20 protein-coding genes and 2 pseudogenes are annotated in these 25,473 nt (G+C 71.6%); 9 read left to right on the forward strand and 13 right to left on the reverse strand.

The genetic code is table 11. From position 1 onward, the window contains the following. Positions 1–9 precede the first annotated feature (9 nt). From uca to IDM40_RS17880, 3 genes are read right to left on the reverse strand one after another with little or no spacing between them, the layout of a single operon-like run. The gene (gene uca, locus IDM40_RS17870; RefSeq protein ID WP_193123151.1) at positions 10–3,627 is read right to left on the reverse strand and encodes an urea carboxylase; all 3,618 of its coding nucleotides are present in this window, start codon (positions 3,625–3,627) and stop codon (positions 10–12) included. Continuing rightward, positions 3,628–4,287, reverse strand: coding sequence for an urea amidolyase associated protein UAAP2 (locus IDM40_RS17875; RefSeq protein ID WP_193123152.1), 660 nt, complete (start codon positions 4,285–4,287; stop codon positions 3,628–3,630). Further along, positions 4,284–5,171, reverse strand: coding sequence for an urea amidolyase associated protein UAAP1 (locus IDM40_RS17880; protein WP_193123153.1), 888 nt, complete (start codon positions 5,169–5,171; stop codon positions 4,284–4,286). The genes IDM40_RS17875 and IDM40_RS17880 overlap by 4 nt, the downstream gene beginning before the upstream one ends. Before the next feature lie 167 nt (positions 5,172–5,338). Here IDM40_RS17880 and IDM40_RS17885 point away from each other — a divergent pair, with 167 nt between their 5' ends. Both IDM40_RS17885 and IDM40_RS17890 read left to right on the forward strand, forming a co-directional pair. Continuing rightward, positions 5,339–6,001 carry a TetR/AcrR family transcriptional regulator gene (locus IDM40_RS17885; protein WP_193123154.1) on the forward strand — a complete coding sequence of 221 codons (663 nt, stop codon included), beginning with the start codon at positions 5,339–5,341 and terminating at the stop codon, positions 5,999–6,001. Between the two features lie 70 nt (positions 6,002–6,071). Further along, on the forward strand, positions 6,072–6,695 hold the full coding sequence (locus IDM40_RS17890) for a TetR/AcrR family transcriptional regulator (protein WP_193123155.1): 624 nt from the start codon (positions 6,072–6,074) through the stop codon (positions 6,693–6,695). 33 nt (positions 6,696–6,728) lie between these two features. Here IDM40_RS17890 and IDM40_RS17895 read toward each other — a convergent pair whose 3' ends face one another. After that, a complete protein-coding gene (locus IDM40_RS17895) occupies positions 6,729–8,663 on the reverse strand; it encodes a dipeptide ABC transporter ATP-binding protein (protein ID WP_193123156.1) in 1,935 nt (644 codons plus the stop codon). 25 nt (positions 8,664–8,688) lie between these two features. After that, positions 8,689–9,702, reverse strand: coding sequence for an ABC transporter permease (locus tag IDM40_RS17900; protein ID WP_193123157.1), 1,014 nt, complete (start codon positions 9,700–9,702; stop codon positions 8,689–8,691). Between the two features lie 223 nt (positions 9,703–9,925). Here IDM40_RS17900 and ku point away from each other — a divergent pair, with 223 nt between their 5' ends. Next, positions 9,926–10,915 (forward strand): non-homologous end joining protein Ku, encoded by a 990-nt coding sequence (gene ku, locus IDM40_RS17905; protein ID WP_193123158.1) that lies wholly within the window; start codon positions 9,926–9,928, stop codon positions 10,913–10,915. A gap of 103 nt (positions 10,916–11,018) precedes the next feature. Continuing rightward, positions 11,019–11,306, forward strand: a complete 288-nt coding sequence (locus IDM40_RS17910; protein WP_235997707.1) for a hypothetical protein — start codon at positions 11,019–11,021, stop codon at positions 11,304–11,306. 81 nt (positions 11,307–11,387) lie between these two features. On the opposite strand, the gene IDM40_RS17915 is transcribed toward IDM40_RS17910, so the two are convergent. Beyond that, the gene (locus IDM40_RS17915; RefSeq protein WP_328807052.1) at positions 11,388–12,359 is read right to left on the reverse strand and encodes an ATP-dependent DNA ligase; all 972 of its coding nucleotides are present in this window, start codon (positions 12,357–12,359) and stop codon (positions 11,388–11,390) included. Positions 12,360–12,504: 145 nt separating this feature from the next. Between IDM40_RS17915 and IDM40_RS17920 the strand changes: the two genes are divergently transcribed. Continuing rightward, a complete protein-coding gene (locus tag IDM40_RS17920) occupies positions 12,505–13,104 on the forward strand; it encodes a hypothetical protein (protein WP_193123159.1) in 600 nt (199 codons plus the stop codon). Positions 13,105–13,339: 235 nt separating this feature from the next. Here the strand turns inward: IDM40_RS17920 and IDM40_RS17925 are convergent, their stop codons facing one another. The 6 genes and pseudogenes from IDM40_RS17925 to IDM40_RS17950 all read right to left on the reverse strand — a co-directional run bounded on the left by IDM40_RS17925 (position 13,340) and on the right by IDM40_RS17950 (position 20,993). After that, on the reverse strand, positions 13,340–15,148 hold the full coding sequence (locus tag IDM40_RS17925) for an ABC transporter substrate-binding protein (RefSeq protein ID WP_193123160.1): 1,809 nt from the start codon (positions 15,146–15,148) through the stop codon (positions 13,340–13,342). A 69-nt stretch (positions 15,149–15,217) separates the two neighbouring features. Next, positions 15,218–15,874 (reverse strand): annotated as a pseudogene (locus IDM40_RS17930) (ABC transporter permease); the annotation flags it as partial. A 16-nt stretch (positions 15,875–15,890) separates the two neighbouring features. Next, positions 15,891–16,409, reverse strand: a pseudogene (locus tag IDM40_RS17935) (ABC transporter permease); the annotation flags it as partial. Between the two features lie 97 nt (positions 16,410–16,506). Continuing rightward, positions 16,507–18,153: an ABC-F family ATP-binding cassette domain-containing protein gene (locus IDM40_RS17940; RefSeq protein ID WP_193123161.1), complete on the reverse strand. Its 1,647-nt coding sequence runs from the start codon at positions 18,151–18,153 to the stop codon at positions 16,507–16,509. Positions 18,154–18,422: 269 nt separating this feature from the next. Beyond that, positions 18,423–20,126, reverse strand: coding sequence for a glucose-6-phosphate isomerase (gene pgi / locus IDM40_RS17945; RefSeq protein ID WP_193123162.1), 1,704 nt, complete (start codon positions 20,124–20,126; stop codon positions 18,423–18,425). A gap of 33 nt (positions 20,127–20,159) precedes the next feature. Beyond that, positions 20,160–20,993, reverse strand: a complete 834-nt coding sequence (locus IDM40_RS17950) for an ion transporter (RefSeq protein WP_193123163.1) — start codon at positions 20,991–20,993, stop codon at positions 20,160–20,162. Positions 20,994–21,195: 202 nt separating this feature from the next. Here IDM40_RS17950 and IDM40_RS17955 point away from each other — a divergent pair, with 202 nt between their 5' ends. Continuing rightward, the gene (locus tag IDM40_RS17955) at positions 21,196–21,504 is read left to right on the forward strand and encodes a hypothetical protein (RefSeq protein ID WP_193123164.1); all 309 of its coding nucleotides are present in this window, start codon (positions 21,196–21,198) and stop codon (positions 21,502–21,504) included. Positions 21,505–21,517: 13 nt separating this feature from the next. Here IDM40_RS17955 and IDM40_RS17960 read toward each other — a convergent pair whose 3' ends face one another. Then, entirely contained in the window at positions 21,518–22,312 is a 795-nt protein-coding gene (locus IDM40_RS17960; RefSeq protein ID WP_328807053.1) for a FadR/GntR family transcriptional regulator, read from the reverse strand. A gap of 210 nt (positions 22,313–22,522) precedes the next feature. On the opposite strand from IDM40_RS17960, the gene IDM40_RS17965 reads away from it, so the two are divergent. From IDM40_RS17965 to IDM40_RS17975, 3 genes are read left to right on the forward strand one after another with little or no spacing between them, the layout of a single operon-like run. Then, on the forward strand, positions 22,523–23,302 hold the full coding sequence (locus IDM40_RS17965) for a (Fe-S)-binding protein (protein WP_193123165.1): 780 nt from the start codon (positions 22,523–22,525) through the stop codon (positions 23,300–23,302). Further along, positions 23,299–24,726: a lactate utilization protein B gene (locus IDM40_RS17970; RefSeq protein ID WP_193123166.1), complete on the forward strand. Its 1,428-nt coding sequence runs from the start codon at positions 23,299–23,301 to the stop codon at positions 24,724–24,726. Before IDM40_RS17965 ends, IDM40_RS17970 begins: the two co-directional genes overlap by 4 nt. Further along, positions 24,723–25,367, forward strand: a complete 645-nt coding sequence (locus IDM40_RS17975) for a LutC/YkgG family protein (protein WP_193123167.1) — start codon at positions 24,723–24,725, stop codon at positions 25,365–25,367. The genes IDM40_RS17970 and IDM40_RS17975 overlap by 4 nt, the downstream gene beginning before the upstream one ends. The last annotated feature ends 106 nt before the right edge of the window (positions 25,368–25,473 follow it).

The raw sequence follows: 25,473 nt of genomic DNA on the forward strand, positions 1-25,473 counted from the left end.
GAGTGTCGGTCAGGGGGCAGGGGTGACGGCGGCCAGGAGGGCGCCCGGGCCGACCTGGGTCCCGGGTTCGGCGCGCAGGGCGCTCACGGTCCCGGAGACCGGGGCGCGCACGACGGTCTCGGTCTTCATCGCCTCGAGGGAGACCAGGGGGTCGCCCTCGCCGACGGGGTCGCCGACGGAGGCGTGCACACGCCACACGCCCGCGGTGAAGGGGGCGCTGACCGGTTCGCTGCCCTCGGGCGGCGTGTCCTCGGCCGGGGCGGGCACGGCGGTGCGGGCGGCACGTTCGGCCCGGGCGGATTCACCGGAGGCGGTCCAGGCGGCGCGTTCGGCCGCGAAGGCCTGTTCCCGGCGCCCGCGGAAGGCGTCGATGGAGTCGGCGTTGCGTTCGAGGAAGCGCCGGTGTTCGGCGAGGGAGAACGTGTCGTGTTCGATGTCGATGCGGGCGCGGCCCGCGGCGGTGTCGGCGCGCAGATCGGCGAGTTCCTCGGTGCCGACCGGGTACCAGCTGATGCGGTCGAAGAAGCGCAGCAGCCAGGGTGAGCCGGGTTCGAAGGGTCCGGTGTGGCGGTGCCTGCTCCACACCTGGGTGGTGCGGCCGACGAACTGGTACCCGCCGGGCCCTTCCATCCCGTAGATGCACAGGTAGGCGCCGCCGATGCCGACGGAGTTCTCCGCGGTCCAGGTGCGGGCGGGGTTGTACTTGGTGGTGACCAGCCGGTGCCGGGGGTCGAGCGGGGTGGCCAGGGGTGCGCCGAGGTAGACGTCGCCGAGGCCCAGGACGAGGTACTCGGCGCCGAAGACGATGTCGTACACGTCGTCGGTGTGGTCGAGGCCGTTGACACGGCGGATGAACTCGATGTTCCACGGGCACCAGGGGGCGTCGTCGCGTACCCCGGACATGTACCGGTCGACGGCCTCCCGGGTGGCGGGGTCGTCCCAGCTCAGGGGCAGGCGTAGGAGGCGGCTGGGGACGGTGAGGTCGTCGGTGGCCGGGAGTTCGGTCTCCAGTTCCGCGAGCAGTCCGGTGAGTCGGCGGGTGTCGAGCACGTCGGGGTCGGTGTGTACCTGCAGGGAGCGCACGCCGGGGGTCAGGTCCAGCACACCGCGCAGTTCCCCGGAGGCGGTGAGCTCTTCGAGCCGGGTGTGGAGGGCGTGCACGCGGGCGCGCAGTCCCAGGTCGAGGACCATGGGCCCGTACTCGACGAGCACGTTGTCGTCGCCCGCCCGGCGGTGGACGACGTCCGGTGTGCGGTCGGTGGCGGGGATGCGGTGCAGGATCCCGTCGTCGCCGTCCCCGGGCCCGGCCGGTGCCGGCGGTCGGGCGGGGACGGGCGCGGTGCGCGCGGGTGCGTCCCCGGCGCGCACGGCGACCAGGCGCACGGTGTCGCCGGGGCTCAGCTGGCCGAGTTTCCACCGGTCGGCGGTGACCACGGTGACGGGGCAGACAAACCCCCCGAGGCTGGGGCCGTCGGGGCCCAGGAGCACGGGGGTGTCGCCGGTGAAGTCGAGGGCGCCCACGGCGTAGGGGGTGTCGTGGATGTTGGAGGGGTGGAGCCCGGCCTCGCCGCCGTCGGGGCGGGCCCACTCGGGTGCGGGCCCCTCCAGGCGCACGCCCGTGCGCGAGGAGTTGAAGTGCACGGTGTAGTCGGTGTCCAGGAGCCGGTCGATGCCGGCGCGGGTGAAGAACTCCGGTGCGCCGTGGGGTCCTTCGGTGACGGCCAGGTCCCAGGCGCGGGCGAAGGCAGGCCGTTCCTCCTCCGGGACCGGGCCGCGCGGGCTCCCGGCGGCGGGGGCGGCGCGCAGCACGTCCCCGGCGACCAGGGCGCGTCCGCCGTGTCCCCCGAAGCGGCCGAGGGTGAAGGTGGCGGTGCTGCCCAGGTAGGAGGGCACGTCGATGCCCCCGGCGACGAGCACGTAGACCCGTTGCCCGGGGCCGTGTGCGGTGCCGACGTCGAGCAGGGCCCCGGCCGGAACCGTGACCGGTTCCCACTGGGGGACCTCGCGGCCGTCGGCGGTGACGGTGGCGGGGGCACCGGTCACGCACACGGTGGTGGGGTGGGAGAAGCGCAGGGCGGGGCCCTGCACGGTGCACTCGAGCCCGGGCGCACCCTCGGGGTTGCCCAGGGCGGTGTTGCCCAGGCGCAGGGAGAGGTCGTCCATGGCGCCGCTGGGCGGGACCCCCACCTTCCAGTGGCCGACCCGGCCGGGGGTGTCCTGGACGGTGGTCATCAGGCCGGGGCGCTCGACGCCGATGCGGGGTTCGGGGTCGCCGACGCCGGCGAGGGTGGCGGTGCTGTGGCGGGCCGCGCGCACGTCGGGGTGGACGGCGGCGGCTCGCAGCAGGCCGAGGTTGGTCTCGAGGCCGTCGACGCGGGTGCGGCCCAGGCGCTCGGCCGCACGGTCCCAGGCGGTGGCACGGTCGGGTCCGCCGACCACGATCTTGGCCAGGAGCGGGTCGTAGTGGGGTGTGACCTCGGTTCCGGTCTCCACCCAGGTGTCCACGCGTGTGTGCTCGGGCAGGGTGAGCCCGGTGACCGTCCCGGTGCTGGGGCGGAAGCCGGCGGCGGGGTCCTCGGCGTAGACGCGGGCCTCGACGGCGTGCCCGTCGGTGGCCACGGCGCCGGTCGCCCCTCCGGGCCTGAGGTGGGGATCGAGGAACCCGCGTTCGCCCCGGGCCAGACGCAGCATCCAGGCGACCAGGTCCACCCCGGTGACGGTCTCGGTGACGGGGTGTTCGACCTGGAGCCGGGCGTTGACCTCGAGGAAGGAGGCCTCCCGGCGTTCGGGGTCGTAGAGGAACTCCACGGTCCCGGCAGAGCGGTAACCGACGCCGGCGGCGAGCCCGCGGGCGGAGGCGTGCAGGCGGCGGCGCACCTCGTCGGGCAGGTCGGGCGCGGGGGCTTCCTCCAGGACCTTCTGGTGGCGGCGTTGCAGTGAGCAGTCGCGGTCGCCCAGGGAGAGCACGCGCCCGGTGCCGTCGCCGAAGATCTGCACCTCCACGTGGCGGGCGTGTTCGACGTAGCGCTCGACGAAGACGCCGTCGGTGGCGAAACCGGAGCGGGCCTGGTGGCGCACGACGGGGAAAGCGGCGGCCAGGGTGTCGGGGTCGTGGCACACACGCATGCCGATGCCGCCGCCCCCGCCGGTGGCCTTGAGCATGACCGGGTAACCGATGGAGGCGGCCGCTTCCAGGGCCGATTCCGCGTCGGGCAGGAGCGCGCTGCCGGCGAAGACGGGCACCCCGGCGCGTACGGCCTCGGTGCGGGCGGTGTGCTTGGCAGCGAACAGGCGCAGCTGGTCGGGGGTGGGACCGACGAAGACCAGGCCTGCGGCCTCGGCCTCCTCGGCCAGGACCGGGTCCTCGGACAGGAACCCGTACCCGGGGTGGATCGCCCCGGCCCCGGAGCGCAGGGCCGCGTCGAGCACGGCCTCGCGGGAGAGGTAACTGCGCGCGGGGTCGTCGGGGCCGATGCACACGGCGTCGTCGGCGCGGTGGACGTGGGCGGAGCCCCGGTCGGCCTCGGAGTGCACGGCGACGGTCTTCAGGCCCAGGGAGCGCGCGGAGTCGATGATGCGCACGGCGATCTCGCCCCGGTTGGCCACGAGCACGGTGTCGAAGGACATCTACTCCCCCGTCCCGGGCCGGGTGACGATCATGCGGACGGGGGTGGGGTCGAACCCGTTGCAGGGGTTGTTGACCTGGGGACAGTTGGAGACCAGGACGAGGGTGTCGGTCTCGGCGCGCACGGCGACCCGCTTCCCGGGTGCGGAGAGCCCGTCGACGATGCCCAGGGCCCCGTCGGGGTCGACGGGCACGTTCATGAACCAGTTGATGTTGGGCGCCAGGTCGCGGACGGTGAGCCCGTGGCGGGCGCCCTCGGTGAGGAAGTTCTGCATGCACGCGTGCTGGGAGCGTGTGTGCTGCCCGTAGCGCAGGGTGTTGGAGTAGGTGGAGCAGGCGCCGCCGAGGGTGTCGTGCCGGCCGACCTCGTCGGCGGCCACGGTCATGAGGGGCCGCCCGGTGTCGGTGCGCAGGACGGATCCGGTGGTGAGGAAGACGTTGCCCTGGGCGCGCACGGTCTCCGCGGAGGAGTAGCGCTCGGTCGTGTCGTGGGCGTCGTGGAGCAGGCAGTCGACGGCCTGGTTCCCCTCGAGGTCGACGATGGTGAGCACGTCCCCGGCGGCCACGACCGCCGACCAGGCGGCGCGGGCGGGGACGGTGCGGTCGAGCACGACGGCGCCCTCGACCAGGGGTGCGGGGTGTGGTGCGGTGGCGGTGCTCATCGGGTTCCTCTCGCGTGCAGGTCGGCCTCGGTGTTGTCGGCGGCGGTGCGGTGCTCGGGCGGCAGGGGTCCGAGGAGCCGGCCGTCCAGGAGCCGGGCGAGGTCGTCGGGGGCGCGCCAGGCCCGGATGTCCAGGGCGGTGCAGCGGGGGTCGGGGTCGAGGGGGTGGGCGGTGCCGGCGGCCAGCAGGATCGTGTCGGTGTGCAGGAGCAGGTCGGTGCTGTGTCCGGGCCCCGCGCTACCGGTGTGGATCAGGGCTCCGTCGGGGTCCACGCGTACGCCCTGGAAGAAGGAGACGGTGGGCGGCAGGTCGCGCGCGGTGAGGCCGTGTTCGAGGGCGGCCAGGGTGAGCAGGGCGCGGCCCGAGGCGGCGCCGTCCCCGGTTCCGGGCTCCGGACCGGAGGTGGTGCCGGTCAGGGCGTCGTGGTGTCCCCCGGTGTCGGCGACGACGGTGGCCAGGACACGCCCGTGACTGCTCAGGAGCGGGTGCCCGGCGCCGAGGTAGGCCTGCCAGGGGACCTTGACGGTGTCCGCGGTGTTGAGGCGTTCGTGGGTGGCGTCGGCGCGCACGAGCATGAGGTGGGCGCAGGCGTGTCCGTGCGGGTCGAACAGGCGCACCCGGGTGCCGCGGGCCAGGGTGATGCCGGTGTGGCCGCCGGGGGCAAGGGTCTCGGCCCAGGTGAGGTCGGCGGGGTCGAGCCCTTCCGGCGTGCGTCCGGGCAGGTCGGGTGCGTGCGTGGCGGGGACGTGCCGCATGTGCGGGGTGGTGCGTCCGTGCTGAGCGCGGGCGTGTGCGCGGGCGCCCGCGGTGGTGGAGGTGCCTCCGGGCGGCGCGGGGTCCGGGTCCTGTGGCGGTCGGGGTGTGCGGGCCGGTGCGGTGGCCATGGGGCGCTCCGTGGTCTGACGGGTTCCTGTCGCACGACAGTTTTTCCGTCGCGGGAGCTCCTGTGGTTTCACCGCTGTTCTGTTCGATGTCGCCCCGGTTACGTCTTGCTCACACGGGCGGACGGATACGGGCGCGGGTGGCGGTGCGGCCCGCCACAATGGGGGACATGACGTTCACGGTCGGCCGCCCCCGCCACACTCCCCCGCGCCACGAGGGTCTCTCCCCCCGCGACGAGATCCTGGAATCGGCCGCGCAACTGTTCACCGAACGCGGTTTCGGTGCGACCTCCACGCGCCGCATCGCCGAGCACGTGGGTATGCGCCAGGCCTCGCTCTACCACCATTTCGAGAACAAGGACTCGATCCTCGAAGCCCTGCTCATGAGCACCATCGAGGGCACCCTCGAGACCGCCGAACGGCTGCGCGGGGCGGCGACGAGCCCCGCGGCGGAGCTGTACGCGCTCGTGCGCTGGGACGCCGGGCAGCTGTTGGCCGCGCGCTGGAACCTGGGTGCGCTCTATACCCTGCCGGAGGTGCGCGGCCCCCGTTTCGCACCGTTCCAGCGGCGCCGGGACCGGCTGCGGGAGCGTTACCGCGTGCTCGCCCGCGCCGTGGCCGAGGACGCGGGCGGACCGACCGACCCGGCCACCCTCGAACTCCCGCTGCGCTTGGCCGAGACGGCGATCGCCCAGCGCACCGACGGGCCGGTCGGTGATCCCCGTCCGGTGGCGGCGGCGCTGGCCGATGCGGCCCTGCGGGTGTTGGGCGCCCGCCCCGAGCAGGCCGCCCGTGCCGCCTCGCGCCTGCCGGAGCCGGAGCCGGTGCCGTGACCGGCGCGCCGCACCGCCCCGGGCCAACCCGAGGTGCCAGTTTCGTCGGGCAGACCCCGAAAGGAAGACCGTGAGCAGGAACTACGCCGGACTCAGCCGTGAGCGCATCCTCATCGAGGCGCTGCACATCATCGCCGGCCGAGGGCTGGGCGGGCTGTCCATGCGCCGCCTGGGCGATGCCCTGGAGGTGGAGGCGATGGCGATCTACCACCACTTCCCCCTCGGCAAGGAGCAGTTGTTCACCTCCATCGCCGCCTACGTCGCCTCTCCCCCGCCCACCGGCGCCGCCTTCCACGACGAGGTCGGCGACGAGGGCGAAGGGCAGACGGAGGTGGAGGAAGAGGCCGTGGCCGACGAGCGCCCCTGGGACCAGCGCCTGACCTCGTGGGCCGAGGCCTACCGGGAACGCCTGCTGACCTACTCGGGTGCGCTGTCGTTGCTGGCTCACCGGGCCCCGCGCACCCCCAACAGCGCGACGACGTGGGCGCTGATGCGGCACGCCTTCGACGAGGCGGGACTGTCGGGCGAGGAGATCGAGATGGCGGCCGACGCCCTGCACGCGTACTGCATCGGGTCGGTGGTGCACCAGGTGCGCCACTCCGACGAGGACGGTGAGGAGGCCCTGGACGCGGCGGCCTGGGCGGCGCGGTTCCGGTTCGGGCTGCGTTCCCTGCTGCGGGGCCTGGCGCCCTGACCCCGCGCGGGGCCGGGCCCGCCGGCCGCAGGTTCAGGCGGTGGCGGACCCGGCCACGCGTTCGGCGCGCAGACGGCGCGCCTCGTCCGGGTCCAGCACGGGCGCGGCGGTGAGCAGCTGCCGGGTGTATTCGCTCCGGGGGTTCTCGTAGACGGTGTCGCTGTCGCCCATCTCCACGATCTCGCCCTTGCGCATGACCGCGACCCGGTCGCTGACCTGGCGCACCACAGCCAGGTCGTGGGCCACGAAGATGTAGGTCAGCCCGAAATCGTCCTGCAGCTCCGACAGCAGGCGCAGCACCTGGTCCTGGGTGGACACGTCCAGGGCCGAGACCGGCTCGTCGCAGATGATCAGCTTCGGCTTGAGGATCAGCGCCCGCGCGATCGCGATCCGCTGGCGCTGCCCGCCCGAGAACGCGTGCGGGAACCGGTTGTAGTGGTCGGGTTGGAGGCCGACGCGGTCCAGGAGCTCCCGGACGCGCGTGCGGATGGTGGTCCGGTCGCGTTCGCCCTGGACCTTGAGCGCGGTGCCGATCGCGTCGCCGACCGTGACCCGGGGGTTGAGCGAGGAGTACGGGTTCTGGAAGACCATCTGGATGTCGCGCCGCAACGGCCGCAGCGCGCGTTCCGGCAGGTGGGTGATGTCGCGCCCCTCGAACTCCACCGTGCCCTCGGTCGGCTCCAACAGCCGCATCACCATCCGCGACAACGTGCTCTTGCCCGACCCCGACTCGCCCACCACACCGAGCGTCTGGCCGGGGTGGAGGTCGAAGCTGACGTCCCTGACCGCCCAGAAGTCACTGGAACGCCCCCACAGACCACCTCGCACCTTGAACCGTTGGGCGGCGTCGCGCACGCGCAGGAGCGGCTCGCCCTGGGTCTCGGGCGGGGCGCTCGGTTCGGAGACGGTTGCCGACCCGGTGCCGGGGCCCGGTTCCTGGGCCGGTTCTTCGTCGGCCGGCGGCTTCTGCCCGAAGGCGGTGGCCCCGGCCGGCGGCGGGGCGGGGGCGGCGTGGGCCCCGTTCCCGGCGGGGGTTTCGCCGGGGGCGGTCTCGTCCGCAGCGGTCTCGTCCGCGGTTCCGGGCGCGGTGCCTCCGCCCTCGCCGGCGCGGTCGGCGCGGTCGGCGCGGTCCTGGGCGCGGCGCTGCGCCCGTGAGACCTCCACGCGCGGAACCGCATCCAACAGCGCGCGTGTGTAGGAATGCTGCGGCTCGGCCAGCACGCGCCGCACGTCCCCGTGTTCGACCGCCTCGCCGTGGCGCATCACCACGACCTCGTCCACCGACCCGGCCACCACCGCCAGGTCGTGCGAGACGAGGATCAACGCCATTCCCAGCTCACGCCGCAGGCCGTCCAGGAGGTCGAGCACCTGGGCCTGCACCGTCACGTCCAACGCCGTGGTCGGCTCATCGGCGAGCAACACCTTCGGATCGCACATGAGCCCCATCGCGATCACCACACGCTGGCGCATCCCACCCGAGAACTCGTGCGGATAGGAGTTGATGCGCTTGGCCGGCTCCGGGATCCCCACCCGCTCCAACGACTCCACCGCCTTGGCGTGCGCGTCCGCGCGGGAGACGTCGGAGCGGTGCACACGCAGGGCCTCCACCAGCTGGTTCCCGACGGTGAACAGCGGGTGCAGGGACTGCATGGGGTCCTGGAAGACCATCGCGATGTCGTTGCCCCGCATCGCACGCAACTGCTTGTTGCTCGCTGCGTTGACGTCGCGGCCCGCCACCTCGATCGAACCCGAGATGTCCGCGCGGGTCCCCCGGTGCAGGCCCATCAGCGCCAGCGAGGTCACGCTCTTGCCCGACCCCGACTCCCCCACGATGCCCAGGCCGCCGCCGACCGGTACCTCGAAGGACAGTCCCTCGACCGCCCGGACCTGCCCGTCCAGGGTCGGGAACCTCACCCGCAGGTCGTCGACGCGGACGACGGGGGCACCGGCGGAGTCCGGTTGGGTCATGGTGGGCCTCTCTGGTGGTTGCCGGTCAGCCGTGGACGCGGACTCGGGGGTCGATCAACGGGTAGAGGAGGTCGACGATCAGGTTGCTGACCACGATGAAGAAGGCGCCGAACAGGGTCACGCCGAGGATCACCGGAAGGTCGCTCTGGGTGATGGCCTGCACGGCGTAGCGGCCGATCCCGTTCAGGGAGAAGACCTGTTCGGTCAGCACGGCGCCGCCCAGCACCAGGCCCAGATCGAGGCCGAAAATGGTGACGATCGGGGTGAGGGTCGGCCGCAGGGCGTGTTTGAGCACGACCCTGCGTTCACTCAATCCCTTGGCGCGCGCGGTGCGGATGTAGTCCTCACTGAGCGTCTCGAGCATGCCCGCCCGGGTCTGGCGTGCGTACATCGCAGCGTGCAGGAACGCCAGGGTCAGCCAGGGCAGCACCATGCCTTCGGCCCAGCCCAGGGGGTTCTCGGTGAAGGGCACGTAGATCGGGGTGGCGAAGAGCCCCCAGGAGTGCACGAGGAAGGCCAGCGACAGCAGACCGGTGAAGAAGATCGGCAGGGAGACCCCGGCCAGGGCCACGGCCATCGCGACCCGGTCGAAGATGCTGCCCTTCCACACCGCGGAGACCACACCGACGGCGATCCCGCCCACGAGCCAGATGATGCCGGCCCCGATGGCCAGCGAGACCGTCACCGGCAGGCGCGCGACGATCTCGGGGAAGACCTCCTGGTAGGTCTGGAACGAGAACCCGAAGCAGGGTGCGGAGCACTGGACCGTGTCCCGCCCGAACTGGTACTCGGCCCCGAAGAGGATGCCGCGCACGAACTCGTAGAACTGCAGGGCGATGGGCTGGTCGAGCCCCAGCCGGTCGATGGTGGCCTGGATGGCCTCGGGGGTGGGCGCGCGCCCGACGTACATCGTGGCCAGCTGTTCGGTGGTGCGCCCGGCCCAGCGGGGCACCACGTAGAAGATGGCGAAGGTGACCATGGTGACCACGGCCAACAGCAGCAGACCGGCGCCGAGGCGGCGCAGGATGTAGGTCAGCACGGCGCGCTTTCTCTCTCGGGTGCGGGAGGGCGGGGACGGCCCGCGGAGCGGTCCCCCTCCACCACCAAAAATGTAACGCAGAGTATTTACTCGATCACGACCACGCGCCGTGGCCCGCCCCTGCCGACCGGGCACCGGCGTGCACGTGTGCCGAGGTTTTGCACCGGGCCACCTGGTGATTGGTGGGGCCTGTCCCACACTGGGTCAGGAAGGGGTGATACCGATGGCCAACCCCGTCTGGACCGGGACGCTGAGTTTCGGGCTGGTCAGCATGGGCGCCCGGCTGTACTCCGCGAGGGAGCGCCACGGCCCCACGACGCACCAGTTCGTCAAGGGCACCTCAGACCGGGTGCGGTACAAGCGGGTCAACGAGAGCACCGGTGAGCCCGTGTCCCAGGACGACATCGTCAAGGGGGCCCAGTACGGCTCGGATCGGGACTCCTACGTCGTCCTCGAACCCGAGGAGCTCGAACGCATCCAACCGGTGCGCTCCAAGACGCTCGAGGTCGAGGGGTTCGTCGAGACGGCGAGCATCGACCCGCTCTGGTACGCCTCGACCTACTACGTCGGCCCGGACAAGGGCGCGGCCAAGCCCTACCGGCTGCTGTGCCGGGCGCTGACCGAGTCCGGGCGCGCGGGGTTGGGCCGCATGGTGATGCGCGGCCGTGAGCACCTGGTGCTGATCACCCCGCAGCAGGGGGTGCTGACCGCGTCCACGCTGTACTGGCCCGACGAGATCCGCGAGCCCGAGGACGTGATGCGTCCGCCCTCCGGCGAGGTCGAGGACAAGGACCTGGAACTGGCCGAGCAGCTCATCGAGGCGATGGCCGCCGACTGGGAACCGGACCAGTACACCGACGAGTACGAACGGCGCCTCGAGGAGCTCATCGAGGCCAAGGCCAAGGGCAGCACGATCAGCTACGAGCCCGAGGAACCCGAGGAGCAGGGCAAGGTCGTGGCCCTGGACGACGCGCTGCGCCGGTCGCTGCAGGAGCGCCGCGGCAAGAAGGGCGGTAGGAAGACCGGGGGTGCCCGCCGGGCGCCCGCACCACGGCGGTCGCAGGAGCAGGCCTCGGCGGAGAAGAGCGCACCGGAGCAGCGGAACGCCCCGACGAAGAAGGAGCTCATGGCGCGGGCCAAGGAGCTCGGTGTCGAGGGCCGCTCGAAGATGAGCCGGGACGAACTCGCCGCGGCCGTGGACAGCGCCGGCTGACTCGGCCCCGGTCCAGGTCGGACGGCATGCAGCCCACCGACGGAATCAGGGCACGCCCCCGAAGGTTGACCTCGACCATTGTTGAGGTAGCAGTGTTGCCCGCATGAGCGTGATCGACATCGGAGCGGTGCTGCCCACCGCCATGGAAGAGTTGAACGAGCCCGGCACACCGGGCACCGCGGCCGCCGCCCGCGCCGTCGAGGAGCACGGGATGCCCCCGGAGGAGGCCGAGGCGGCCCCTCTCCTCGCCCGCACACCGGAGGAGCTGGCCGAGGTGTACACCGCCTACGCCGAAGCGGGCGCGGACCGCGTCGTCGCGGACGCCGACACCATGGGATGGGCCGAGCGACTGGACTTCATCGCCCGCGCACGGACCCTGTTCCCCGGTTAGGGGCGCGAGGCGACCGGACGGTCGTGCGCTCGGCAGGCCGATCCTGTACGGACCCGGTCCCGGGCGACGGCGCCGGCCGACTCAATCCACGTCGAGCCCGGTTGGCACGTCCCGCGGGCGCAGGTCGGTGCGCGGGCGTACGTACTCGGCCAGGTGCCGCCAGCGCCCCGCGACGGTCGCGGTGTCGGGGCAGATCTCCACCACCGTCTCGGGCACGACCTGGACATAGCGCTGCCGTTCGGTCTGCCCCCAGGAGGGCGGCAAGGTCCGGGGCCAGGGGTGGTCGCCGCGGCCGGCCTTGGTGAGGAAGGGACCCAGCTCGTGCGCCTGGTCGTCGGTCAGGTCCTGGGTGCGGCCGGCGATGTGCAGCTCCCCCGTGTCGGGGTCGGTGCGGCCCAGGATCAGCGCGCGCGGCCGGTCGGGTTCGCCGACTGTGCCGCCGACGATCGCCTCAGTGGTGACGCGGTGTTTGTATTTGCGCCAGTCGCGGCGGCCCGGCCGGTAGGAGCGTCCGCCGTCCTTGACCATGATCCCCTCCACGCCGACGGCCGGCATCTCCCGCCACCACTGCCGGGCCACGTCGGGGTTGTCGGTCTGCCAACCCAGGGTCAGCGGGGACGGTTGGGCGACCAGGCCCATGAGGCGTTCGAGTTCGGCACGCCGGTGCTCCAGCGACCGGTGGGTCAGATCGCGTCCGGCCAGCGCCAGGAGGTCGAAGACGACGTAGTGGCAGGGTTCGCTGCGGGCCAGTTGGCGTGCGTGGCGCGAGCTCACACCGTTCCTGCGCAACAGGGCCCCGAAGTCCAGGCGGCCGTCATCGGACCACCGGATGATCTCGCCGTCGAGCGCCACCCCGCCGGGCAGCTGCTCCCGTAGGGCCTCGGCGATCTCGGGGAAGCGGGTGTGCAGGCGCCGCCCGTTCCTGGAGTACATCTCCACCGGCCCGGTCCCCGCCACGGCACGGAAGCCGTCCCACTTGGGCTCGTACAGCAGCCGTTCGCCGGTCGGCAGGTGGTCGACCGTGCGTGCCAGCATCGGCTCGATCGGTTCCACGTGATCTCCTCACCCCCGGACGCCAGAACCACCCCTCAGGGTTGATCGGGTGTGGCGTCGGTTTTCACACGTGCCCGATGTGACCCCAACCACTACCAAAATCCAGGTCACGCCCTACATTGCACGTATGCCTTTTATCGAATCGATGCCGAAGTTTGTGTTTACTGCGACATCGGGCGTGCTGCTCAGCGGCGGCCTGCTCCTCGCGGGCCCCGGAATCGCAGCCGCTGACGAGAGCAACAACGAGGACAACGACGGCTGCACCGCCGTCGGGATGGACCTCGAGAACGCAGACGGCAGCTTCACCGAGGACGCCGAAAAGGCCGCCGACGACCTCAACGACGAGTTGACCCAGGACATGGCCGGCAACATGGACGCCCGCACCACGACCTGCGCCAAGGAGGTCGTCGAGGCCTCCAAGGACCGCGACATGGACCAGAAGGCCGCAACCATCGCCATGTCCACCGCCATCGTCGAGACCCACCTGAACAACTACGACGGCGGCGACCGCGACAGCGTCGGCCTCTACCAGCAGCGCGACCACTACGGCTCGGCCGACGACCGCCTGGACGCCGGGTGGGCCACCGACGCCTTCTACGACGAGCTCGAGGTCGTCTTCCCCGACGAGAGCTGGGAGGACGAGGAGATGGGCACCGTCGCCCAGGACGTTCAGCGCTCCGCCTACCCCGACCGTTACCACGACCAGATCGACGACGCCGAGACCATCGTCGACCACCTCTGGTGACAACCCCACATGGACCACAGGGGTGAGACCCGCCCGGTGAACCCCACCGGGCCGGCGACCTCCCCAGGGCGGGCACCGACCGTGTGATCCCCGCTCACGCACGACCGGCCCCGACCGAAGACGGCCCCGGTTCCACCACGGAACCGGGGCCGTTTCTTTGCCCGGGTGAACCCTCCGGCCCCGTCGGCGACGACAGGACGGCCACGCCGGGGCAAAGGACGGTCCACCGGCGTGCTTACTCCCGCGTCGTGCCCAGCGCCATGAAGTCGTACATCGAGTAACCGGCGTGGTAATAGGCGTTGGTCAGGTGCGGCGGACGGTAGACCACGATGCGTTCGAAGACCATCGGAAGGATCGCCGCCTGCTCCATCGCCCGCTCGTCGATCTGCGTGTAGATCGACGAGCGCTCGTCCGGGTCGTCGATGGTCTGCACCTCGTCGAACCAGTCGTTGATCTCCGGATCGTCGAGCTCGGAGATGTTGGAGTTGCCGGCCGGCTGGATCGCCTCGCCGTCCAGGATCTTGCTCATGAACCCGTAACCGCTGGCCCAGTCCGGCGCCCACCCGTAGACGGTCAGCCCCAGGTCGTTGTCGTGCACGAAGTCGGGCGACCCGGCCTGGGTGTTGGTGTAGGAGTCCGACGGGTACTGCTGGATCTCGGTCTCGATGCCCACCCGCGACAGCGACTGCTGCAGCGCCTCCGCGGAACTGACGTCGGTGGGCCGGTCGGAGCGGGTACCGATGGTGGTGCTGAACCCGTCGGGCTCGCCGCACTCCTCCAACTTCTCCCGCGCCGTGTCCAGGTCACCGGTGTTGTCGTCCGACGGGTACAGGTCGATGCTCTGGTCCGACCCCGGCAGTGAGGGCGGCATCACCTGGGTGGCGATGTCGCCCCCGGTGTCGCCGCCCCAGGCCCGTTGCAGGGCGTCGCGGTCGGCCGCGTGCATCACCGCTTCCCGGCAGGCCGGGTCGTCGAGGGGTTCGACGACGGTGTTGACGTTGAAGTACCGCAACGTGCTGGTCTGCGGGTTGTCGACGTTGGGGCGCCTGCTCTCGTCGGTGATGAGTGTGCCCTTCATCGCAGGACCCACGCCGACGCCGGCCAGGTCCACGTCGAGGTCGCCGTTGACCAGGCGCTGGTCGATCTCGTTCTGCTCGACGCCGATCTCCAGCTCGACCCGGTCGGGCAGGGCGGGGCGCGTGTCGTCGGTGTCGGAGTCCCACTCCTCGTTGCGTTCCAGGTTCAGGCCGACACCGGGCCGGTAGTCCTCGGCGAACTTGTAGGGACCCGAGGAGACCACGCGGCTCTGGTACTGCTCCCCCTCGTCGGCGTCGGCCGGCACGGGCGCGGTCTGGGGCTGGATCAGCACGTAGGGGAACTCCGAGAACGGCTCTTCCAGGTGGAAGACCAGTGTGTGGTCGTCCGGGGTCTCGATACCGCCGAAGCCCTCCAAGGGGTCGTCGCCGTCGTCCGCCGCGTAGGGCCCCTCATAACCGTCGCTGTCGGCGAGCAGGTCCACGAAGTACTTGGGCCCGTTGGGCAGGGCCTGCTCACCGAAGTTGGACCGCGCGATCGCGTACTTGATGTCCTCGGCGGTGATCGGCGACCCGTCCTCGTAGGTCAGGCCCTCCTTGATGCGCACGGTCCACTCGGTGGAGTCGTCGTTGGACTCGGGCATCTCCTCGGCCATGTCGGGCACGAGCTCGGTCCCTGCCTCCCCCGGCTCCTCCTGGTAGGTCAACAGGGTGCGCGCGTAGTAGCGGCTGAAGTTCCAACTGAAGGCGTAGTAGGTGTTGCCCGGGTCGGGCGAGTCGAAATCGGCGGCCAGCCCGTAACGCAGGGTGCCACCGGTCTCGTCGGAGGGGTTGACCACGGAGGTCTCCCCCTCGTTGAACTCGCCCTCGCCCTCCTGGCCGGCACCGCCGCCACCGCAGGCGGCCAGCAGGACGACCAGGGCGCTCGCCGCCGCCGGTGGCCCTACCGTCCGGCCCCGGCCGGCGTGCGTTCGGCGCGGCACCGCGCGTGTGACGTGGTGGGTACTCACCTTGCCTCCTGATCGGGTTCACTGCAGGGTCCGTGCGGGGCACGGCGGGTTCGTGCGGGCACCGGCCGGTCAGTCGGAGGAGCGGGGATCGAAGGCGTCGCGCAGCCCGTCGCCGAACAGGTTGAAGGCGAGCACGGTGACGAAGATGGCCAGACCCGGGATGATCACGAAGTGCGGTGAGGTCGTGTAGAACTGCAGCGCGTTCTCGAGCATGCCGCCCCAGGTGGCCATGGGCGGGTTGATGCCCACACCGAGGAAGCTCAGCGCGGCCTCGAAGAGGATGTTCGTGGGGATCAGCAGCGTGGAGTACACCAGGATCGGCGTGACCAGGTTGGGCAGGATCTCCCGGAAGACGATGTGCCCGCTCCCGGCACCGAGGCTGCGGGAGGCCTCCACGAACTCCCGTTCACGCAGGGTGAGCGTCTGCCCGCGCACGATCCGGCCGATGTAGGGCCAGTTGAAGAACCCGATGATGAAGACCAGCACACCGATGCGCAGGTCGTTGCCCTCCAGACCGAAGGCGCCGTCGGGGATGACGCCGACCAGGGCGATCGCGAACAGCAGCAGGGGAAAAGCCAGGAAGATGTCCATCGCCCGGCTGATGACGGTGTCGATCCAGCCGCCGAAGTAACCGGCCACGATACCGAGCACGGTGCCGATGACCACGCACACCACGGTGGCGACGGTGGCCACGAGCAGCGAGGTGCGGGCGCCGTGGACGATGCGGCNGCAGGGGAAAAGCCAGGAAGATGTCCATCGCCCGGCTGATGACGGTGTCGATCCAGCCGCCGAAGTAACCGGCCACGATACCGAGCACGGTGCCGATGACCACGCACACCACGGTGGCGACGGTGGCCACGAGCAGCGAGGTGCGGGCGCCGTGGACGATGCGGCTGAACAGGTCGCGGCCGTTGACGGGTTCGACGCCGAGCAGGTGTTGGGCGCTGATACCGCCCCAGGGGTCCAGGCCCAGTTCGGGGCGGTCGGGGTCCTGGAGCACGCCCCCGGTGAGGGGATCCACGAGCGGTTGGTTGAACTGGTTGGGCGGAGACCCGAACCAGGACGCGAGCAGGGGCGCGAACAGGGCCACGAGGATGAGCAGGAGCACGACCACGCCGCCGGCCATGCCGACCTTGTCGCGCCGGAACCGCTGCCAGGCGATCTGCCTCAGCGACCGTCCGGCCGAACCCCGGTCCCCGGAGGCCAGGGACTCGGGGTCGGCGTTGCGGGACGACTCCGGCGCGTCCATGGGCGTGGTCATGTACCGGAGACCCCCGTTGACATCTCTGAGCAATCAATTGACTACCGAGAGTTTGCACGAGGTGTGCGGGGGTTTCCAGTGCCCGCGCCGGTACCGGTCAGTGGTCGGCGGCGCCCCCGACCAGGCGCAGTTCCTCCCCTTCCCAGTTGCGGCGCAGCCACCGGTCGTGCGAGGCGACCACGACCGCACCGGGCGCGGTTCCCAGGGCCTCCTCCAGTTCTTCGGACAGGGACAGCGACAGGTGGTTGGTCGGCTCGTCCAGCAGCAGGACGTCGGGCGCGTGGCCCACGAGCATGGCCAGGGCCAGGCGGCGGCGCTGTCCCACGCTGAGCAGGCCCACCGGACGGTCCTGGTCACGCGGGGCGACCAGCCCGAGCTCCACCAGCCGCGGGGCGTCGGGGCGCCCGGCGTTGAGCGCCTCGTACAGCGAGCGCGGGGTGCGTTCGGGGTCGGTGAACTCCACGTCCTGTTCCAACAGGGCCACCGTGGCGCCCCGCGCCCAGGTCACCGTTCCGGAGACCGGGGTGAGGCGGCGCGCCAACGTGTACAGGAGCGTGGACTTGCCGGCACCGTTCGGACCGGTCACGAGCAGCCGTCCGTCCGCGGGCACGTCCAGGTATGACAGGCTCAGCCGGCCGGGCACCTGCGCGTCGCGCAGCATCAGGGCCTGGCCGTCGGCCGTGTCGGGCCGGGCGGTCAGGTGCCCGGAGAAGGAGAGCTTGCGCGGAGGTTTGCGCACCTGGTCGCGTTCGAGCGCCTCCAGCCGCCCGCGTGCGTCGCGCACCCGCCGCGAGACCTGCTGCGCCACCCGCTCGCCGGTGGCGTCGTAGTTCATCTTGTCGTTGTCCTTGGGCTGACGGTTGTAGCCCACCTTGCGCGCGGTCGTGCGTACCGACTCCCGCAGCGCCTTCAACCGTTCCTGCTCGGTCTGGTGGCGCTGTTCCCACCGCTCCCGCTCGAGCTTCTTCTCGTGCAGGTAGTAGGTGTAGGCACCGCCGTAGAAGACGGGCCCCTCCACGGCGGGGTCGAGGTCGATCAGGCCGGTGCAGACGGCGTCGAGGAACACCCGGTCGTGGCTGGCCAGCACCACCAGGCCCGGGAGGCCGCGCAGGTACCCCTCGAGGAACTCCAGCGCGGCGTCGTCCAGGTGGTTGGTGGGCTCGTCCAGGAGCAGGGCCCGCGGACGCCGGATGAGCAGGGCGGCCAGGGCCAGGCGGGCGCGTTGTCCGCCGGACATGCGTTCCACGGTGCGGTCGGTGCCCAGCCCGTCGATGCCGAGACCTGCCACGACGAGATCGGCGCGCCGGTCGGCGTCCCAGACCTCGAGGCGTTCGGCCTCGGACAGGGCGTCGGCGTACTCGGCCAGGACGTGTTCGTCGCCGGGGCCGTCGTTCATCGCCTCGGCACAGCGGGCCAGGCGCTGTTCGACCTCGCGCGCGGGCGCGAGCGCGTCGGCCACGACGTCGCCGAGGGTGTGCCCGGGCCCGTAGGGCAGTTCCTGGTGCAGGAACCCGGTGTCGTCGGGGCGTTCGACGCTGCCGGAGTCGGGGTCCTCGGTCCCGGCGAGCAGGCGCAGGAGCGTGGACTTCCCGGAACCGTTCTCCCCGACCAGGCCCAGGCGCTGACCGGGGGCCACGTCGAGGCCGATCCCGTCCAGGACCACATGGGTGCCGTAGGCGCGGGACAGATCGCGGGCGCTGAGCGTGGCCGCGCCGCTGGGAGCTGACGTGGTGTGCGGATTCACGATGTGGGACCACCCTTCGTCATGGGGTGGGCCTCGATGCGCAGGTGCCCGCGGGCGGCGGACTGCTGGGGCGAGGGTGTCGCCGACATCGAGACCGCACCACGGGCTGGGAACTGTGGCGGCCCGAGCGGGGTCGGCTCCAGCCTCTTCGGCGAGCCCCGCACACTCGGGCGATCGGTCTCGATGTCAGTTGCGCATTACGTGTTCAGATTAGCCGTCCCGGGCGGGCCGCGCAAAGGTGTTGTCGCGCACGCCCGCCCGGGCGAAGGTCAGCCGCGGTGGCGCATGCGCCGGTACTGCTCGACGAGCGCGGCGGTGGAGGCGTCGAGGCCCGGCACCTGCTCGCCCTCGGTGAGCGCGGGCTCCACACGTTTGGCGAGCACCTTGCCGAGCTGGACCCCCCACTGGTCGAAGGAGTTGACGTTCCACACGGCGCCCTGCACGAACACCTTGTGCTCGTAGAGCGCGACGAGCTGGCCGAGCACCGCGGGCGTGAGCTGTTCGGCCAGGATCGTGGTGGTGGGCCGGTTTCCGGGGAACGTGCGGTGCGGCACCAGGTGGGCGGGCACACCCTCGGCGGCGACCTCATCCGCGGTCCGGCCGAAGGCCAGCGCCTGGCCCTGGGCGAAGAGGTTGGCCATGAGCAGGTCGTGCTGGCCGCGCAGGTGGGCGGGCAGGTCGGGGCCGGGTCGGGCGAACCCGATGAGGTCGGCGGGCACGAAGCGGGTGCCCTGGTGCAGGAGCTGGAAGTAGGCGTGTTGTCCGTTGGTGCCGGGGGTGCCCCAGACCACGGGGCCGGTGTGCCAGCCCACGGGCCGCCCGTCGCGCTGGACGGACTTGCCGTTGGACTCCATGTCGAGCTGCTGCAGGTAGGCGGGGAAGCGCCCCATGTGGTGGCTGTAGGGCAGCACGGCGTGGCTGTGGGCGTCGTGGAAACCGCCGTACCAGACCCCCAGCATCCCCAGCAGGAACGGCAGGTTGGTCTCGGGGGGCGCGGTCGCGAAGTGCTCGTCCATGACGTGGAACCCGCGGAGCATCTCCCGGAAGCGTTCGGGCCCCAGGGCGACCATGAGCGAGAGCCCGACCGCCGAGTCGTAGGAGTAGCGGCCGCCGACCCAGTCCCAGAACTCGAACATGTGGGAGGTGTCGATACCGAAGCGGGAGACCTCGTCGGCGTTGGTGGAGACCGCGACGAAGTGGCGGGCCACGGCCTCCTCGTCGCCCTCGTGGCCCAGCGCGTCCAGCAGCCAGCGCTTGGCCTCGGTGGCGTTGGCGATGGTCTCCTGGGTGGTGAAGGTCTTGGAGACGACCACGAACAGGGTCGTGGCGGGGTCGGCGTCGATGAGCGCCTCGTGCAGGTCGGCGCCGTCGACGTTGGAGACGAAGCGGAACTCGAGCCCGCGGTCGGTGTAGGGGCGCAGCGCCTCGTAGGCCATGGCGGGGCCCAGGTCGGAGCCGCCGATGCCGATGTTGACCACACGCGTGACGGCGCGCCCGGTACGCCCGAGCCAGGTGCGGGAGCGGACCTGTTCGGCGAACCACGCCATGTGGTTGAGGACCCGGTGGACCTCGGGGACGACGTTGTGCCCGTCGGTGCGGATCACGGCCTCGCTCGGGGCGCGCAGGGCGGTGTGCAGGACCGCGCGGTCCTCGGTGACGTTGATGCGGTCGCCGCGCAGCATGGCGTCGCGCAGGTCGGCCACGCGGGTGGCGCGGGCGAGGTCGGCCAGCAGCTGCCAGGTGCGGTCGGTGACGAGGTTCTTGGACAGGTCGACGTGCAGGTCGCCCACGCGCTGGGTGTTGCGGTCCACGCGTTCGGGGTCGGATTCGAAGAGGTCGCGCAGACGGGTGGAGTCGAACCCGGAACGGTGCTCGCCCAGGGCCTTCCATTCGTCGCGGCGGTCCAGTGCGATGGCGGCCTCGGCCCGGTCACCGGTGGCCTCGGCGCGGGGCAGGGGTGTGCTGGCGGACATCCGGTCGCTCCTGTCCGTACGGTGTGGGCTCGCCTAGCTTTCCACAGAAGCGCGTTCGCTGCGTAGTGCTTCGACCTCGGTCCGCAGCGAACGCAGTTCCTCCAGGATGCGCTCCTGGTGGTCGTCTCCGCGCGGCCCCCGGGGGCTGCGCGGGCCGAGCACCGGTTCGGGCTCGGCCTGTTCGTCGTCGCCGGTCTTGTTGAGCGCCTCGACGGCCACCGCGATGAACAGGTTCAGGGCGATGAGCGTGGACACCAGCACGAAGACGACGAAGAAGATCCACGCGTAGGGCTGGTGTGCCATGACGTCGTCGGCGATGTTGGCCCAGCCGTCGGCGGTGAAGATCTGGAAGAGCGTGAACAGCGAGGCGCCCAGGTCGCCGAAGTGCTGCGGGGAATCGGCGCCGAACAGCTTGGTGGCGATGACCGCCGAGACGTAGAGCAGCAGGAGGACCAGCACCATGATGGAGGCCATACCGGGCAGGGCGCGGAAGAGGCCGGCCACGACGTGCCGCAGGGCGGGCACGACCGTCACCAGGCGCAGGACCCGCAGGACCCTGAGCACACGCAGCACGGCGAAGGGGCCGCTGGCGGGGACCAGGGCGATACCGACGACGACGAGGTCGAACCAGCTCCAGGGGTCCTTGAAGAAGCGCCCGCGGTAGGCGAAGAGCCGCAGTGCCAGCTCGGTGACGAACAGGGTGAGGATGACCCGGTCGGCACGCATCAGGTGGTCGCCGTGTTCGGCCATGATCCGTGGCGAGGTCTCGAAGCCGAGGATGACGGCGTTGACGAGGATCAGGGTGATGACGACGGCCTGGAACCAGGAGGCCTCGACGGTCCTGCGGACCCCTTCGCGTACGGTCACTGCTCGTGGGACTCCGTTCATGGAGAGGGAGATTGGTTCGACGGCGGTCGAAGCTTACCCCCGGTCACCGTCGTGCGGGCGCGGCCCGCGGAGTGCGGTTCGCCGCACTCGTACGGCGCGCGCACGGCCCCGCGGCCCCACTGGTAACGACCGCTCCGACCGGGAATGATCCAGTGGTAGGACCGATGGCGAGGGGGCGCCGGTGAGTGCACGACCCGATCCCGAGGACCTCGACCGCACGGACATCGACGACGTGGACGCGGAGCTGGACGCGGGGGCGCCGGACCAGGACTCGGCGGTGGCCGAGTACCTGGAGGAACAGCCCGAGGATCACCGCATCGACGAGATCGAGGACCGTGGGTCGCTGGGTATAGACGCCGAGTTGCCGCGTGAGGTTCCCGATCCCTCGCCGGTGCCGGAGGAGGAGCGTCCTCCGGTGCCGCGGCGCGGCGAGCTGGCGCGGCTGTTGCGCGCGGAGGAGTTCGCCGACCGGGTGCGCGGCCAGGAGTGAGCGCCGCCCGCCGTCACCGCTCCCGGGCGGCGGCGGGGTCGACGGTGCCGGCAGGATCCGCATCGGCCGGGCCCTGGTCACCGGGGCCTGCTGCGGCCTGCCCCCGGAGATCGGCCTGGCCCCGGAGCTCGGCGCGCAGCCAGTCCTCGACGCGCAGCACGTGCGCGGTGGCGGCGGCGCGTGCGGCGTCGGGGTCCCGGGCGAGCAGGGCCTCGTGGATGCGGTGGTGGTCCTCGCGGAGTTTGGCGGTGAGCCCGGCCTCGCGGTGACCGGCCCACACGCGCGTGTGGAAGCTGGCGGAGCTGAGACCGTCGTTGACGGCGGCGAGGGTGGCGTTGCCGGTGGCGGCGACGATGGCCTGGTGGAAGCCGAGGTCGGCCGAGACGGTGCCGTCCCCGCCGTCGATGTCCTCCAGCAGGGTTCCGATGTGGGCGATCTGGGCGTCGTCGGCGCGCGCGGCGGCCAGGGCGGTGGCGGCGGGCTCGAGCATGCGGCGCACCTGGAGGACCTCCAGGAGGGTGGCGCCCTGGGAGACCTCGGCCAGGACGGAGAAGGTCTCCAGCAGGTCCGAGGGGCGCAGGGCCGTGACGTAGACGCCGGCGCCGTGGCGCGACTCCAGGACACCGAGGGTGATGAGGGCGCGGATGGCCTCGCGCATGGAGCTGCGGGACACACCCAGGTCGGCGGCGAGGTCGCGCTCGGTGGGCAGGCGGTCGCCGGGGCCGAAGCGCCCGTCGGCGATCCTGCGCTTGATCTCCTCGACGGCCCTCTGTGTCACGGGGGTGCGCCGGGCGTCGAGGTCGGTCACGGGGTCTCCAGGTGTGGTGGTCGGGTCGGGTGCCGGATGAGGCGCTCCATCGTGGCAGCTCCGCACCCTCTGCACTAAGAGATCATACCAATTTCCTCCCGACACGCAGCGAAACCCCAGAACCCGCCTAAACAGCCGCAGATGCCTTGCGCCGCCCCCACCTGCGTGCCAGAGTGGTCCGACCACCAACGGGTGGAACGAAGGAGGGACATGCGGATCGCACTGTTCATCACCTGTGTCAACGACACACTGTTCCCCGGGACCGGGCGGGCCGTGGTCGACCTGCTGGAGCGGCTGGGACACGAGGTGGTCTTCCCGGAGGGGCAGACCTGCTGCGGGCAGATGCACTACAACACCGGCTACCGCCGCCCGGCCGCGAAGATGGCGGTGCGTTTCGTGCAGACCTTCGGCGACGCCGACGCGGTGGTGGTCCCCTCCGCCTCCTGCGCCGCGATGGTGCGCGAGCACTACCCGCGCCTCGGGCAGAACGGCAGCCGCCTGTCCCGCAAGGTCGCGGACCTGGCGCCGCGCGTGTACGACCTGACCGAGTTCCTCGTCGACGTGCTCGACGTGACGGACGTGGGCGCCTACTACCCGCACCGGGTCGCCTATCACCCCACCTGCCACGGGCTGCGCATGCTCGGACTGGGCGACCGCCCGTACCGGCTGCTGCGCGCGGTCCGCGGCCTGGAGCTGGTGGAGGTCGCCCAGGCCACCGAGTGCTGCGGGTTCGGCGGCACGTTCTCCGTCAAGAACGGCGACGTGTCCTCGGCCATGGGTGCGGACAAGGCCCGCCACGCCGTCGACACCGGTGCCGAGGTGCTGTGCATGGTCGACAACTCCTGCCTGATGCACGTGGGCGGGATCCTTGAGCGCCAGCGTTCGGGCATGCGCGTCGCCCACATCGCCGAGATCCTCGCCCACACCGAGACGAGCGCGCCCGCCGTCCCGCCGACCGCCTCCCCAGCCACGGAAGGGGCCCGCCGATGAGTGCGACGTTCCTGGGTATCCCGCCCTTCCCCGAGGCCGCCCACACGGCCGTCGAGGACTCCCAACTACGCCACAACCTGCGCAAGGCCACCCACACGATCCGCGACAAACGCGGCCAGGTCGTCGGCGAGCTCGGCGACGACTGGTCGGCGCTGCGTTCGGAGGGCGCGGCGATCAAGGAACACACCCTGCGCCACCTGGACCACTACCTGGAGCAGGTCGAGGAGGCGGTGCAGCGTGCCGGTGGGACGGTGCACTGGGCCTCCGACGCCGCCGAGGCCAACGAGATCGTCACCCGGCTGGTGCAGGACACCGGGCAGAGCGACGTGGTCAAGGTCAAGTCCATGGCCACGCAGGAGATCGAGCTGAACCAGGCGCTCGAGCGGGCCGGCATCACCGCTTACGAGACCGACCTGGCCGAGCTCATCGTGCAGCTGGGCGACGACCTGCCGTCGCACATCCTGGTCCCCGCCATCCACCTGGGACGGGCGCAGATCCGCGAGATCTTCCTGCAGCACATGGCCGAGTGGGGTGTGCCCGCCCCGGAGGAACTGACCGACGACCCGCGTGCGCTGGCCGAGGCCGCCCGCGTCCACCTGCGCGAACGGTTCCTGAGCACCCGCACCGCGATCTCGGGGGCCAACTTCGTGGTCGCCGACTCCGGGACGCTGGTGGTACTGGAGTCGGAGGGCAACGGGCGCATGTGCCTGACGCTGCCCGAGACGCTCATCTCCGTGGTCGGGATCGAGAAGATCGTGCCGACCTTCGACGACCTGGAGGTGTTCATGCAGCTGCTGCCGCGCTCCTCCACCGGCGAGCGCATGAACCCCTACACCTCGATGTGGACCGGGGTCACCCCGGGCGACGGTCCGCAGGAGTTCCACCTGGTGCTGTTGGACAACGGCCGCACCGACGTGCTCGGCGACACCGTGGGGCGCCAGGCGTTGCGGTGCATCCGCTGCTCGGCCTGCCTCAACACCTGCCCGGTCTACGAACGTGCGGGCGGGCACGCCTACGGGTCGGTGTATCCGGGCCCGATCGGCGCGATCCTCACACCCCAGCTGCAGGGGATGTCGTCGGAGGTGGACAAGGCCCTGCCGTACGCGTCGTCGCTGTGCGGGGCCTGCTACGAGGTGTGCCCGGTGGCCATCGACATCCCCGAGGTGCTGGTGCACCTGCGCGAGCAGGTCGCGGAGGGCCCGGGGCACACGGGCGAGAAGGCGATGATGGCCGGTGCGGAAGCCGCGCTGTCGTCGTCGGCCAGGCTGGACGCCGCGCAGCGGGCCGCGTCCCTGGCGCGCGGGGCCGTGCCCCAGCACCTTCCGGGACTGGCCGGGAACTGGACCGACACCCGTTCGGTGCCCGAGATCCCGGAGGAGTCGTTCCGCCGGTGGTGGAAGAAACGAGGAGAGGGCCGCTCATGACGACCGCACGAGAGCGTGTGTTGGGCCGGGTGCGCGCGGCCCTGAAGGACGTTCCCGCCGACGAGCCGGCCGAGCGCACCCTGCAGCGCACCTACGCCGACAGCCACGGCATGGGGCCCACCCTGGACGTGCTCGTGGACCGCCTGGCCGACTACAAGGCCCTGGTGCACAGGGTCCGGCCCGAGGAGGTGGCCGGGCAGGTCGCCGCCGCGCTGGAGAGGCGCGGGGCACAGCGGATCGCGGTGCCCTCGGGCGCCCCCGAGGGGTGGTTCGCCGAGACCGGGGTGGAGCGTGTGCCCGACTCCCGGCAGGACCCGCTTCCGTTGGAGGTGCTGGACGGCGTGGACGGCGCGGTGACCGGGTGCGCGGTGGCGATCGCGGAGTCCGGCACCATCGTGCTGGACGGCGAGCCCGACCAGGGGCGGCGCGCGACGACGCTGGTGCCCGACTACCACCTGTGTGTGGTCCGGGCCGGCCAGGTCGTGGACGCGGTGCCCGAGGCGGTGCGGATACTGGATCCGACGCGTCCGCTGACCTGGATCAGCGGCCCTTCGGCCACCAGCGACATCGAGCTCGACCGGGTCGAGGGTGTGCACGGGCCGCGCACGCTGGAGGTCCTGGTGGTGGCCGAGGAGGACTGAGCCGGTCGGGGCCGGCTGGAACCTCGGGGATCTTGCTACCAGAGCCGGGTTCAGCGCTGATATTGGTTCCAGTAGCAAGATCTACTGGGGATCATGGTGGGTGTCG

It is taken from the genome of Nocardiopsis coralli (assembly GCF_014892575.1).
Classification (GTDB): domain Bacteria; phylum Actinomycetota; class Actinomycetes; order Streptosporangiales; family Streptosporangiaceae; genus Nocardiopsis; species Nocardiopsis coralli.